Below are 12,893 nucleotides of genomic sequence, written 5' to 3'. Positions count from 1 at the left end.
TCCGCAAAACCACGTTGCACGCCGCGCACTCCCGGCTTCACTTCGCGCGAATGCAAAACGACCGCACTCTCAGCCGCGACGTCATCGCCACTCAAATTCCCTCCGGTGATAAACACCCGCTCACCGCAGGCTCCAAAGTTTTCATCCATCAGGTTCTCGGCGGCAGCTACACCGTCCAGACCGACACCGGCCTCTACCGCATCGACGGCAAAGACGCCGACTCCCTCGGAGAAAAAGTCGTCGATCAAAAAGTCGAAGCCGCCACCCTCGCCAATGGCGCCCCAGATCCCGACGCAGTCTGGGAACAACTCAAAAAAGTCTATGATCCCGAGATCCCCGTGAACATCGTCGACCTCGGCCTCGTTTACTCGATGGACGTCTCCAAACTCGACGCCGACCAAGGCTACAAAGTGGACGTCGCCATGACCCTCACCGCCCCCGGCTGCGGCATGGGCCCCGCCATCGCAGAAGACGCCAAAACCAAAATCCTCCTCCTCCCCGGCGTCAGCATGGCCGATGTCCGCATCACCTGGGAGCCGGCCTGGAACCAATCCATGATCAGCGAAGAGGGCAAAATGAAGCTCGGCCTGATCTGATCCGCCCCCTTCTCACGCGGCCTCGCCATTCCACCGCGATATTTGCAGACACAAAAAAGCCCCTCCCGCAAAGGAGGGGCTTTGAAATTTCCCAGCTCTGACAACGCGCTCTTCAGCGGGCCGTGGCGGCCAGACCCGAAGCGCTCGTAGTCTTGCCGGCCAGAGCATCCTGGAACGTCGCTGACTTGATCGCGTGGTCGAATGCCAGACCGACCATCTGGTTCATCGCCACATCGCTCGTATTCGCGAGCAGGTAGAACGTCCGGTTCAAATCACCGCTACGCGCATCCGTCGCCTTCAAAACCGTCGCACCATTCTTCATGAGCACGGGCGGGACCGAGTTGCCGATCACGACGAGCACGTCGCACGAACCAGCCTTCAGATCCTTCGCTGCGCGCCCGGCATCGGCGACTTTGATCTTCACCTGCACCGGCGCTTTGCATTCACGCGTCATGCCTACCGAGAGACTCGTGCCGAGCGCCGTATGGACCAGCGCCCGCGCATCCGATGCGCTCGTGCTGTCGATGACCGTCACGCGCAGGTCACTGCTGGCTTGCACACTCACCTTGTCCGAAGCGATGGCCGTGGCCACGCTGACTGACAGAAACAACCCGACGATGCGGGCATATAGGTTATTTTTCATGCTGGGGATGATTGGGGGCTATGGGTCACATGAAATAGGTACAGGACACCATGCTTCAACATCGGACCGAGTCGTGAAAATTTTTAGCAACATATTAGCATCTAGGACCGAAATCGCCTAAGATGCTAAAAATAAGTTTATTAAGCGGCCAAAAATTCCAACAAATTGCGAACAGAACCCAACTTTAGGCGAACTTCGACCACCAGTCGGGCGAGCTTTTCCGGAGTGATCCGCAAAGACTGCAAGAGGATGGCTGGAGGCGTCTGAGGTGTCTCGCTGCCTTCATCCGCGCACACCACCGCGCGCAACCATTTCGCCGCATGCAGCAGACAAGCCATGCGCGCATAACCCGCCGAACCCAGTGGCGTGTGCTGCCAGCGAATCGGCTCAATCACCGTCACCGGAAAATTCCACGAACGCAGCAACGCCGCGCCCACATCGGCATGTGTGAACCCGAGCAATGCCCGCTCCGCATCCGCGAACTCCCGCGGAAATGCGCGCGGTGCAAAAATCAACGTCGGCTCAACCGCCCCCACGACCTCATCGATCGCCACCATCCCGGCGCCATGCAGCAGCCCGATCGTGTACGCACTGCTCACATCTTCGCCCGTGTGCTCGGCCAGCACTTCCGCCGCCAGCGCGCAGGCGATAGACGAGCGCCAGCACTCATCCGCATCGAGCCCGTAGAGACTCAACGGCCGCGAGAAAACCTGCGCGTCAGCCACCTCGGAAACCATCGTATGGATCGCGTTAAAACCTACGCCATTGATCGCGTCCTCCACCGAGAGACAATGCTCCCCGCGTGCCGCGCTGAAATCATTGCCCATCTTCAGCACCCGCGCCGTCAGCCCCGGATCGAGCCGCAAAAGCGCGCTGACCTGCTGGAGCGTCGGATCTCCGGAGCGCAGAAGAGTATAAAGTTGAGGTAACACGCGCGGAGCGGATGGCAGGGACTCCAGTCCGGCGGCCACCTCCTCCACGGTCAGCGATTTTGCGAAGGGTATGTTAGTTGGAAGCATGCCCTTATCATCGGCCCACTAGGGTGAAACCTTTACTCCGACTCGGGCGTTTTACCCGGCAGAATTAAAAATCGACTGGCAAAAACCGACCTCCCGCACACGTTACGCCACCATGCCTATGACCAATCTCCTCTCGTCCGCTCCCACCAATCTCCCGCGCTTCGATGACGATGATGACGACGAGAAGGAAACGCCCGAAACCGGCAAAAACACCGGCCCCGTCGCGATGGTCATCGCCAAAAAATTCCTCGAGCAGCGCAAAATCTTCCTCTGGGGCGCCGTCACCGACGCCACCGCCAAAGACCTCACCGAAAAACTTCTCTATCTCGAAGCCATCGGTCCCGGTCAGGAAATCACCTTTTACCTCAACAGCCCCGGTGGCTCCATCACCGCCGGCATGGCCGTTTACGACACCATGCAGCTAATCACTTCGCCGATCACCGTCGTCGTCACGGGTATGGCCGCCTCGATGGGTTCGATCCTTCTCAGCGGAGCCCCTAAAGGCCGCCGTCTTCTTTACCCACACTCGCGCGTCCTCATCCACCAGCCGCTCATCTCCGGCCGCATGGTCGGCCCCGCGACCGACATCAACATCCAGGCCATCGAAATGGAAAAACTCCGCGCCGAGTTGAACCAGATCCTCGCCACCGCCTCCGGCCAGCCCCTCGAGAAAATCAATCAAGACACCGACCGCGATTTCTACCTCAACGCCAAGGAAGCCATCGCCTACGGCCTCGCCGACAAGATCGTCGATAAGATCTAAATCGGGAAACTCCCACGCCATCTTCGGCGTATCCAGTTTTCCCTCCCTCAAGCGCGGCCCTCACCGGCCGCGCTTTTTCGTGACCGCTTACTTCGCCTCCGCCCGCCCGCCGCCCTCGCTCAACTCCGTCAACCGCGCCTCCAGCACCGCCATCCCCGGTCGCTCCTTCAATGCCTCCCGCAATACCCCCGCCGCTTGCTCCGGCTGACCCGCCCGCTCCAACCGCCGCACCTCGCGCAAAATCACATACGGATAAAGTCCATTTGGCAGCTCCGCCCGCTTCACCCACTGCTCCGCGAACCGCACCTTGAACGGCCGGTACAGCGGATCGCCGATCGCCACGCACTGCCAGCTCACCGCCCGCAGCGAATAAAACACCGCATCGCCCCACGTCTCCCCGCGCGCCAGCGCACGCAGCAACAGATGCGGATGATGCGTGAACGTCAGATACGGCTCATAAACATTCCCTACTGTCGCCGTCACCCCGCGCGCCACCAACGGCCCGGTCCAAGTCCTGTCCACCGCGCTCAAAGTCTCCGCCGAGAAACTATGGATATGCAACGCCACCGCTCCCGGCGGGAAACGAAAACCCTCCCGCGTAAATGGCCCGTTCACCTGCCACGCATACCACCCAAAATAAAGCGCCGGCGCATCGAACCGCGCCTCCGCTGACATCGTCTCCGGCGCACGATCCACACTCATGTCGTAGTCGAGCGCAGTGAGCTGCTTCACGACATCCTCCATCCACTGATCCCCCTCCGGATGCGGCCCGCCCACATCGACATATCCCCGCCCGATCAACCCTCGCTTCTCCGCCTCGATCGCGTGATCCACCAATCCCATCGCCGCCTCCAGCCCTGGACCATCGAGCCGCGACACCTTGATCACCTTCCCCAGATCGAGCGACGTCGGCCGCTCCTTCTGAAACAACGGATTCGGCACATACGCATTGATCGGATAACCGCTCCGCGCCACCAGTGCCAGTTCCGCATCCACCGCCCCGTGATTCGTCCGAAACGCCGCCGTCCCCGTCAACGGCTTCACCTCCGCATAAAGACTCTGATCGTGCTCCACCCGCAACGGCACCCCGCGGCACGTCACCAGATAACTCACCCGATGCCCCAGCACTGCGTATTTTTTCCGCCCCACCTCATCCGTGAGCGTCGAGCCCGTAGCCTCGACCCAGCCACGCTTAATGAGTTCGTCCTGTAACGGCTGATACACCGTGTCCACGAACTCGCGCCACCCGATCGTCTCCGCCAGTGTCATTGGCAGCGCCACAATGTTCTCCGCCGGGATTGCCCGTTTCTCCGCGTAATAACGCGCCAGCCTCATCGACTCCGCCGAACTCGCATTCGCCAGCACGATCACCCGTTTCGCCGCATCGTCCTCCACCGCTCGCGCCACCGTCCTGTCTGCCATCACCACCGCCAGCCCCGCCAGCAGCACACGTAAAAAATATCCTGGTAGCAGAGCCATAAAACGCCCGCGACAAAACCGCCCCGGACTGTCGTGCGCAATTATTCTCGGCCCGCGCCGTTCGCATCGCACACTCCCCACCATGCGCCCGCCCGCCCTCCTCGCCATCGCCGTACTCGCCCTCGCCTCCGCCGCCCGCCTCCTCGCCTGGGACTACGAAGGCCACCGCGCCGTCAACCTCACCGCCCTCGCCTCTCTGCCCACCAACTTCCCCGCCTTCGTCAAAGCCCCCGCCGCCCGCGAACGCATCGCCTTCCTCGCCGGCGAACCCGACCGCTGGCGCAATGTCCCCCAGGATCTCCCCCTCAAACACGCCGGCTCGGGCGACCACTTCATCGACTTCGAAGACTTCGCCCCGCTCGGCCTCACTCCCGACACCGTCAGCGACCTCCGCTACATCTTCACCTCGCAGATTTTTCTCGCCCGCGCCGCGCACCCCGAACGCTTCCCTTCCATCGACCCCGAGAAAAACAAAGACCGCACCCGCGAGCTCATCGGCTACCTCCCCTGGACCATCGCCGAATCCTACGCCCGCCTGAAGTCCGCCTTCTCCTACCTCAAAGCCTACGAAGAAGCCGGCGGCACTCCCGACGAAATCGCCAACGCCCACGCCAACATCATCTACCTCATGGGCGTCATGGGCCACTACGTCGGCGACGGCGCCCAGCCACTCCACACCACCAAATACTACAACGGCTGGTTCGGCGAAAATCCCCACGGCTTCACCATCGATCGCAAATTCCACTCCTGGATCGACGGCGGTTTTCTCGGCAAATCCGGCGGACTCAACCTCACTCAACTCGAACAGCAGGTGAAACCCGCCCTCCGCCTCTCCACCGTCGTCGGCCCCACCGCACGCGACCCGATCTTCGATCACGCGATGAACTACCTCGTCGCCCAGTTCGCCTTCGTCGAGCCCCTCTACGCCCTCGAAAAAGCCGGCAAACTCAAATCCGAGAACCCCGAATCCAAAGAAGGCAAAACCTTCCTCGAAACGCAGATCGTATCCGCCGGCCACATGCTCGGCAGCCTCTGGCTCACCGCCTGGCAGGAAGCCCCGCCCGACACCTACCTCCGCGCCCAACTCCTCACCCGCCAGTCAAAGAGCGCGAAATAACCAAGCGCCCTCGGCTCTTCACCCATGGAGGGACGACCTCCGTGTCGTCCGCACGTCGCGAAATAAACAACCCGCGCCTTTCACTGCCGTCGCAGAGCCCAACCGCCCGACATGCACACCCCCGCACGTCTACTTTTTCTCCGCTCCCGCCACCTTCGCCCCATACGCCACCAAACCCTCCGCGATCGCCTCCGCGATCTGCCGCCGGTACTCAGGCGTAGCGATCAGTTTTCCCTCCGCCTCGTTGGATAAAAACCCGGCCTCGATCAGCACGCCGGGACAATTCAAGGCCCGCAGTACCGCCCAATGCCCGACCTTCTGCCCGCGGTCCTCGGCCTTGAGCGACTTCAACAACGCCCCGTGAATCGCGTGCGCGCACGCCACGCTCAACGCGTCGAACCGGTTCACCGGCGCCGGCAACGCCTCCGTGTCGTCCGGCTGCCCCGGCCCCCACGCATTCGTCGAACGCTGAAACTGCGGCGCAAACGTGAACACCTCCGCCCCCCGCGTCTTCGTGTCATTCAACACCGAGTTGAAATGCACGCTCACAAACACATCCGCGCCCGCCTGATTCGCGATGATCGCCCGCGCTCCCTTGCCCACATCGATGTCCGTCTCGCGCGTCATCACCACGCGATAACCTTTCGCCTCCAGCACCCGCTTCAGCCGGAGCGACACATCGAGCGCAAAAATCTTCTCTCTCAAACCCAGCGCCTTGTTCTCCGTCCCCGTATCCGGTCCTCCATGACCCGGATCAATCGCCACCACCTTCAACTCCCGCCCCTTGCCCATCGCAACCGGCGCGAGCAAACCCATGAACAACCGCTCCGCATCCACCTGACTCACCTGCGCCTTCCCCTGCACCAGTCGCGCCGGATCACCTAGGAAAACCCGCAGCCCATCCACGCGCATGTTCCGCGACCCCACCTCGATCTCTATCCTGTGCTCCGCGTTTGTAAGTTCCAGCCGCCGCTGAGGCTCCGGCCACGATAACTCCAATCCGTGCAGCGCCGACACCTCGGCGATCTCCACATATTTGACCGCACTTTTTCTCGCCACCGGTGCCGCCGCCTTCGTTTCCTCCTTCTCCGCCGGAACCGGCTTCGGCTGATCGATCACCGTTGCCGGCCGCGTAGGAGATGAACGCACCGGATTCGCCGACACATCGGCCACAACACCACTTGCCGCCGCCATCAAAAAAACCAATCCGTGCTTAAACATGGGGTAAGAGATAAAAATTCGTCCGCGCTCAGGGCGTGTTCACTTCCGCGCCGTCGCCAGCGCAGCCGCATAAGCCTTCACGCCATCCGCGATAGCATCGGCAATTTTCTGCCGGTACTCCGCCGTCGCGATTTTTTTCGCCTCCGACGTGTTCGATAAAAATCCCGCCTCCACCAGCACCGCCGGGCAAGTCGCCAGCCGCAACACCGCCAGCCGCCCACGCTTCAATCCGCGATCCGACGTCTTCAAATCCGCCAGCATCGCCCGCTGCATGTGATATCCCAGCAGCGCATTCCAGTGATCGTTCACGTTCCCCGGATTCGCGATCGCATCCATCGAGTCCCGGGTGCTGTCACTCGCCGAACGCTGGTACTGCGGCGTCATCGTGTACGTCTCCGTCCCCGACACCCGCTCCACATTCGCCGCTACCGCGTTGAAGTGAACGCTGATAAATAAATCCGCCCCCGCCCGCGCCGCCGCCGCCGGCCGGTCACCCAGCTCGGCGTAAGTGTCACTCTTCCGGGTCAGCACCACCTTGTACCCCTGCTGCGTGAGTAACTTCTCCGCACGCTTCACCACATCGAGCGTGAAAGTCTTTTCATTCACACGCAGCTTCTTGTTCTCCTTGCCCGGATCGCGACCGCCGTGTCCCGCATCCAGCGCGATCACCCGCAGCTGCGGCACCGCCGCCGTCACACTCGCCGGCCGCACGATCGGCAGGAGCAACCGCTCCGCATCGATCTTACTGATACGCACCGTTTTTTTATGGAGCCGCGCCCCCTCGCCCATGAAAACCCGCACACCATTCACCATCACCTCGCGCGAATCGACCTCAAGATCCACCCGTGTCGTGTCACTCCGCAGCGAAAGCCGCTCGCCCGCTTTTATCCAGACCGCCTTCAGCCCGGCCTTCTTCCCGAAAGCCGCGGCATCCACGTAGTCGATCCCGCCCAGCTTCACGACTCCCGCCGCGCTGCTCGCACTCGCCCCGCCCGCCGCAGGCCGCGAGGGCGTGCTCCGGGCGATCGCATAAACCTCCTGCCCGCCCAAAACCGCGAGCAGCCCGCCTATCGCGACCAGCGTCCGCAGTTTTTTATAGGCAGGCCACCACACACCCGCGTCCTCAGGCTTTCGCCCCGGAGTGATCGTCGTCCTCGTCGTCGTCACCTGGCTTCGACGGAACGTCGTGAGTGACTTCGCCTTCCTTGAGGTACTTCGGCTTACGCTTGTTCGTAGGCAGCGGCGTCAACATCACGTTGATCTGCTTGCCCATCAGCTTTGGCGGCGAATCCGGATGCCCCATGCCGTCGAGCTCCGACAGCGCCTTCGTGATCACGCCGAAGCCGATCTCCGTATGCGCCATCTCGCGACCGCGGAACTTCAGGCGCAGCTTCACCTTCGCGCCATGATTCAGGAATTCTTCCGCGTGGCGGATCTTCGTATGAAAATCGTTCTCCGCGATACGCGCCGAGAACTCGATCTCCTTGATCTTGCTCGCCGTCACCTTCGCGTGGGAAACCTTCTTCTGCTCCTCGTACACGTACTTGCCGAAATCCATGATGCGGCACACCGGCGGCGTCGCGTTCGGCGCAACTTCCACGAGGTCGAGCCCGACCTGAATCGCCAGCGCCAGCGCCTTATCAGTGGCGAGGATGCCGAGCTGTTTGCCTTCAGGGCTGATCACGCGGATCTGCGGGACCTTGATGCGATGATTGCGACGAATCGCCGCAAAGGGGTCGTTGTTTGTACGACGCTGATACTGACCGGGGCGGCCACTGCCGCCAGAGGAGGGAAACGAGGTTGCCATCAATAAGTTCTGGGTGATTTCGAAGTCGCTGTCTTTTCACCGGGCACAGCCGGGCTGACAACAATTAACTTTGCCCAACGCTCACACACTGAAGCTCTCGCCACACGAGCAGCTCGCCTTGGCATTGGGATTGGCGAACTTGAACCCCCCGCCAACCATCTTGTTCGAGTAGTCCAGCACCGTGCCCTTCAGATAGAGCGCCGTCTTAGCATCGACCAACACGTTCGCCCCGCCTGTTCGCACAAGGATGTCACCCTTCTTGGTATCGCCGGTGAAGCGCATCTTGTAACTGAGCCCGTTACAGCCGCCGCCCGTGATCGCGATCCGCAGATAATCCCCCTGCTTCTCCCGCGCGATCAACGCATTGACCTTGGTCCCCGCCGGCTCGGTCAACTTCACTAAATTCTCGTTTCCTTCACGCAACACCACCGCCGCAACCGCAGGCGCGGCGGAGACATTCGTGGACACGGAAACACTCGATTCGGCAGACATGGAAAAGGAAGGATCGCGCACTATTGCCCACCCCGCGCGTTTATCAAGCGCCGCGCCACCGTCACCGCATTCGCGAAACTCGTCGCACTCGCCACGCCTTTCCCCGCGATCCCAAACGCCGTCCCATGATCCGGGCTCGTCCTCACATGTGGCAACCCGAGCGTCACATTCACCGCCTCGTCAAAATCCACCGTCTTGAGCGGTGCCAGCCCCTGATCGTGATAAAGCGCGATCACCACATCGAACTCCCCCCGCAACGACCGCGCGAACAACGTGTCCCCCGCCTCGCACCGCGACAGCCCCGGAAAATCTCCGCGCAATCTCCCCAGCACCGGATCAATCACGTCGCGCTCCTCCGATCCCAACAGTCCATCTTCGCCCGCGTGCGGATTCAACCCACACACCCCGATCCTCGGAGCCGCCACACCCTCCGCCCGCGCCAGCTCATCTGCCGCTCGCACCGCCCGCTCAATGTTTGCCTCCGTCAACTGCCCCGCCACCTCGCGCAGCGGAATATGCCACGTCAGCAACACCACCCGCAGCTTCCCGCCACAGAACGCCATCGTCGGCTCCCCTCCCCACCTCGCCGCAAAAAACTCCGTCTGCCCCGGAAACGCATACCCCGCCTTCTGCAGCCAGCTCTTGCTCACCGGCCCGGTCACCACGCCTGAAAATTCCCCACTCAATGTCCCCGCCGCCGCCCGCTCCATCGCCGCCAGCGCCACTCGCGCCCCCTCGACACTCGGCTGCCCTAACACCGCAGAAAAATCCGCATCCACCCCATCTCCGGCCACGGCCACCGCCGTCGCCCCGCAAAGATCAATCGACTCCACCCACCGCGCCGGCCCGATCACCGCCACTTCCCGCGCCTCCGCCCGATGCGCCTTCAACCACGCCTCAATAATCTCCGGCCCCACTCCCGCCGGATCGCCGCACGTCAATGCCAGCTTCGCACTCATCCGCACAGCCGCCATCACTCGCCCGCCTCCGACTCCGAACCGTCACGCCCCACCCGCACCGGCCGCGCGAAACTCCGCTTCCCGCTCGTGAAAAACTCCAGAAACTTCCGCGCCTCCGCCGTCGCAAACTGACCACCCTCCAGCGCGCGCTTGGCCAGTTCGCGGATGTTGCCGCTTTCCGAATACACCGCGCGAAACGCCTCCTTCAGCTCCCTGATCGCCTCGCGCGAAACTCCGCGCCGCTTCAGCCCAATCAGGTTCAGCCCCGACACCTCATCGCGCTCCGCCACGATCGTGTATGGCGCCAGATCGCGCGTGATCCGCGCCAGCCCGCCCAGCATCACGCTCTCGCCGATCCGCGTAAACTGATGCGCCGCCGCCCCGCCGCCGATAAACGCAAAATCACCCACGCTCACATGCCCCGCCAGCAACGCGTTGTTCGCCAGTACCACATGATTTCCCACCGCGCAGTCATGCGCCAGATGCGCCCCCGACATCAAAAAACAATTCTCCCCCACCGTCGTCGCCTGCCCCGCGTGAATCGCGCGATTGATCGTCACATACTCGCGCAATACCGTCCCGCTCCCCACCCGCACGAAACTCTCCGTCGCGCGCTCAAACTTCAAATACTGCGGATCGCCCCCGATCACCGCGAACGGATGCACCACCACACGGTCGCCCAGGATCGCATGTCTCCGAATGATCGCATGAGCGTGAATCTCGCAGTCCGCGCCCAACTGCGCGCCCTCTTCAACAATGGCCGACGGATGAATCATAAAAGTAGAAGATCACACACGCGGCTTGCGCGACACCGTCCGCTCCGCGCCCGGTAAATCCAGCTGCGCGTCCCTGAGCAGATCGTAGTTCTTCAAAATCCGGATCACCTGCAGCGTGTCGCTTTTCCCATAGCTCCGGTTCGGCTCAATCTTCTCGATCAGATCGAGCAGCATCGCGCGAAACGAGATGATCGCATCCACCCCGCGCTCCTTGAGCAGCTGCAAACTCTGCGAGCGAAACGGCTCCGCCGTCGGCAGACTCGGCAGCACCAGGATCTTCGTCGGCAACGCCTCGCCCTCTTCACCCGACGCCGCGCCCGTGCTCTCCGCCGGAAAAAGCTTCGGCACTTCCTTCAGCACATTGTCCTGCAAAAACCCGAAAATCTCCGGACTGCTCTGCAACATCTTCGGTGTGAACCGCCCCGTGTGCCACGCCTTCACCACCACGATCGCGCGATGGATGTGCGGAAGCTCGTTCGAGAAGAGAAAAAAATCCGGTTTCCGCGAATCGCGCTGATACGACGGATTGTACACCATCAGATCGATTTCCTCGTCGCCCGTCTTCTTGCGCGCCTGCACGTCGTACTTGCGCAGCTGCCGGACCAGAAATCCGTTCTGCTCAAAATACTCGCGGACGATACCTTCATCGATGGCGGACATGCTTGGGTGGAACTTTTCGATTCAGGATTCTCGATTTTCGATTTCAGGCAACCGCACGATTACTCGCGCCACCCAATCGAAAATCTTCCGGCTACACCGCCCCCACCTCGCGGAAACACGCCTCCACCAGCGCCGGCTCGATCCCCGACTGCGTCGCCGCATCGCCGAGCGTTTTCATGACCACGAAACGCGGCATCCCGGCCCGCACCTTCTTGTCCCGCGCCGCCGCCGCCATCAGCCCGCTCAACGGCAGCTCCGCGCGCAACCGCACCGGCAGCGCGTGCGCCGCCAGCACCTTCTCCACACGCGTCACTTCGGCCTCGCCGATGTACCCAAGCTTCGCCGACAACCGCGCCGCCGCTGCCAGCCCGATGGAGACCGCCTCGCCGTGCAAGTAAACGCCGTAGCCCGTGACCTGCTCGATCGCATGCCCAAACGTGTGCCCTAGATTGAGCAGCGCCCGCCCGCCTTCCTTCGCCGTTTCGCGCTCATCCGCCTCCACCACGCCAGCCTTGATCTCGCAGCAGCGATGGATCACCGCCGCCAACTCTTCGCTCTCCACCGTCAGCGGTTTTTTCTCCAGCTGCTCCAGTAAATTCGCGTCTCCAAGAAGCCCATACTTGATCACCTCCGCCATCCCCGCTGCAAATTCCCGCGCCGGCAGCGTCGCCAGTAATCCTGTCGCCACAAACACCCCGCGCGGCTGGTGAAACGCCCCCACGAGATTCTTCCCCGCCTTCAAATTGATCCCCGTCTTCCCCCCGACCGAGCTGTCCACCATCGCGAGGAGCGTCGTCGGGATCTGATAAAACTCGATCCCCCGCAAAAACGCCGCCGCCGCGAACCCGCCCAAATCCCCGATCACCCCGCCGCCCACCGCAAACAACGCCCCCGCCCGGTCCACCCGGTGCTCCGCGCAAAAATCCAGCACCCGCCCCAACTCCGTCAGCGACTTCGTCTCCTCCCCCGGCTCCAGCACCAGCATCGGCACCTCGCCAAACATCGCGTGCAACCCATCCGCCTGCTTCCGCGCCAGATGACGATCCGTGATCACCACGACCTTCCGCCCCGCCTGCGTGAGTTCATTCACCTTCGCCCGCACCTGCTTCGCCAGATCGACGCCAAACAAGATCGGGTAACTCCGCTCACTGAGATTTACGGTCAGGGTTGCAACCATGACGCGCCATAAAGTCCTGCCCATCAGCGGGGTCAATGCACCGTTTTACTGAGACTGAGTTTTTGTCTCAATAATTTATTGACGTGAGAATCCGTCTCAGTCTCATTTCGCGTCGTTCAGTTTTCACCATATCCACGTCGCTCCGCTTAACGCCGCACAGGCCAGAAGCATCCGCGACCACGCT

At 62.0% G+C, this 12,893-nt stretch carries 14 protein-coding genes; 3 read left to right on the top strand and 11 right to left on the bottom strand.

Annotation, left to right across the window (positions count from 1 at the left end; translation table 11 throughout):
- Positions 1 to 50: 50 nt before the first annotated feature.
- Positions 51 to 596, top strand: a complete 546-nt coding sequence (sufT, locus tag CMV30_RS13200) for a putative Fe-S cluster assembly protein SufT (protein WP_096056476.1) — start codon at positions 51 to 53, stop codon at positions 594 to 596.
- 112 nt (positions 597 to 708) lie between these two features.
- Here sufT and CMV30_RS13195 read toward each other — a convergent pair whose 3' ends face one another.
- Together CMV30_RS13195 and CMV30_RS13190 are read right to left on the bottom strand one after the other, a co-directional pair.
- On the bottom strand, positions 709 to 1,239 hold the full coding sequence (locus tag CMV30_RS13195) for a hypothetical protein (RefSeq protein WP_096056475.1): 531 nt from the start codon (positions 1,237 to 1,239) through the stop codon (positions 709 to 711).
- Positions 1,240 to 1,379: 140 nt separating this feature from the next.
- Positions 1,380 to 2,258, bottom strand: a complete 879-nt coding sequence (locus CMV30_RS13190; RefSeq protein WP_096056474.1) for an HDOD domain-containing protein — start codon at positions 2,256 to 2,258, stop codon at positions 1,380 to 1,382.
- 112 nt (positions 2,259 to 2,370) lie between these two features.
- Here CMV30_RS13190 and CMV30_RS13185 point away from each other — a divergent pair, with 112 nt between their 5' ends.
- Positions 2,371 to 3,021: a ClpP family protease gene (locus tag CMV30_RS13185; RefSeq protein WP_217494393.1), complete on the top strand. Its 651-nt coding sequence runs from the start codon at positions 2,371 to 2,373 to the stop codon at positions 3,019 to 3,021.
- An 87-nt stretch (positions 3,022 to 3,108) separates the two neighbouring features.
- On the opposite strand, the gene CMV30_RS13180 is transcribed toward CMV30_RS13185, so the two are convergent.
- Positions 3,109 to 4,500 carry a TIGR03790 family protein gene (locus CMV30_RS13180; protein WP_175414867.1) on the bottom strand — a complete coding sequence of 464 codons (1,392 nt, stop codon included), beginning with the start codon at positions 4,498 to 4,500 and terminating at the stop codon, positions 3,109 to 3,111.
- A gap of 82 nt (positions 4,501 to 4,582) precedes the next feature.
- On the opposite strand from CMV30_RS13180, the gene CMV30_RS13175 reads away from it, so the two are divergent.
- Positions 4,583 to 5,617 carry a phospholipase C/P1 nuclease family protein gene (locus CMV30_RS13175; RefSeq protein ID WP_096056471.1) on the top strand — a complete coding sequence of 345 codons (1,035 nt, stop codon included), beginning with the start codon at positions 4,583 to 4,585 and terminating at the stop codon, positions 5,615 to 5,617.
- 129 nt (positions 5,618 to 5,746) lie between these two features.
- Here CMV30_RS13175 and CMV30_RS13170 read toward each other — a convergent pair whose 3' ends face one another.
- From CMV30_RS13170 to aroB, 8 genes are all read right to left on the bottom strand, one after another.
- Positions 5,747 to 6,838, bottom strand: a complete 1,092-nt coding sequence (locus CMV30_RS13170; protein ID WP_096056470.1) for an N-acetylmuramoyl-L-alanine amidase family protein — start codon at positions 6,836 to 6,838, stop codon at positions 5,747 to 5,749.
- A gap of 39 nt (positions 6,839 to 6,877) precedes the next feature.
- On the bottom strand, positions 6,878 to 8,005 hold the full coding sequence (locus CMV30_RS13165; RefSeq protein ID WP_138223292.1) for an N-acetylmuramoyl-L-alanine amidase family protein: 1,128 nt from the start codon (positions 8,003 to 8,005) through the stop codon (positions 6,878 to 6,880).
- The gene (infC, locus tag CMV30_RS13160) at positions 7,962 to 8,645 is read right to left on the bottom strand and encodes a translation initiation factor IF-3 (protein WP_096056468.1); all 684 of its coding nucleotides are present in this window, start codon (positions 8,643 to 8,645) and stop codon (positions 7,962 to 7,964) included. The genes CMV30_RS13165 and infC overlap by 44 nt, the downstream gene beginning before the upstream one ends.
- A gap of 81 nt (positions 8,646 to 8,726) precedes the next feature.
- The gene (locus CMV30_RS13155) at positions 8,727 to 9,137 is read right to left on the bottom strand and encodes a HesB/IscA family protein (protein WP_096057756.1); all 411 of its coding nucleotides are present in this window, start codon (positions 9,135 to 9,137) and stop codon (positions 8,727 to 8,729) included.
- A 20-nt stretch (positions 9,138 to 9,157) separates the two neighbouring features.
- Positions 9,158 to 10,096, bottom strand: a complete 939-nt coding sequence (gene pdxA, locus CMV30_RS13150; protein ID WP_245844185.1) for a 4-hydroxythreonine-4-phosphate dehydrogenase PdxA — start codon at positions 10,094 to 10,096, stop codon at positions 9,158 to 9,160.
- Positions 10,097 to 10,110: 14 nt separating this feature from the next.
- Positions 10,111 to 10,872 carry an acyl-ACP--UDP-N-acetylglucosamine O-acyltransferase gene (gene lpxA / locus CMV30_RS13145; protein WP_096056466.1) on the bottom strand — a complete coding sequence of 254 codons (762 nt, stop codon included), beginning with the start codon at positions 10,870 to 10,872 and terminating at the stop codon, positions 10,111 to 10,113.
- 12 nt (positions 10,873 to 10,884) lie between these two features.
- Positions 10,885 to 11,532 (bottom strand): hypothetical protein, encoded by a 648-nt coding sequence (locus CMV30_RS13140; RefSeq protein WP_096056465.1) that lies wholly within the window; start codon positions 11,530 to 11,532, stop codon positions 10,885 to 10,887.
- 91 nt (positions 11,533 to 11,623) lie between these two features.
- Positions 11,624 to 12,709, bottom strand: a complete 1,086-nt coding sequence (gene aroB, locus CMV30_RS13135) for a 3-dehydroquinate synthase (protein WP_096057755.1) — start codon at positions 12,707 to 12,709, stop codon at positions 11,624 to 11,626.
- Positions 12,710 to 12,893: the final 184 nt, after the last annotated feature.

The sequence above is a fragment of the Nibricoccus aquaticus genome, from assembly GCF_002310495.1.
Taxonomy (GTDB): Bacteria; Verrucomicrobiota; Verrucomicrobiia; order Opitutales; family Opitutaceae; genus Nibricoccus; species Nibricoccus aquaticus.
The sequence above is the reverse complement of the archived record's forward strand: the minus strand, read 5'-3'. Positions and strand labels throughout refer to the sequence as shown.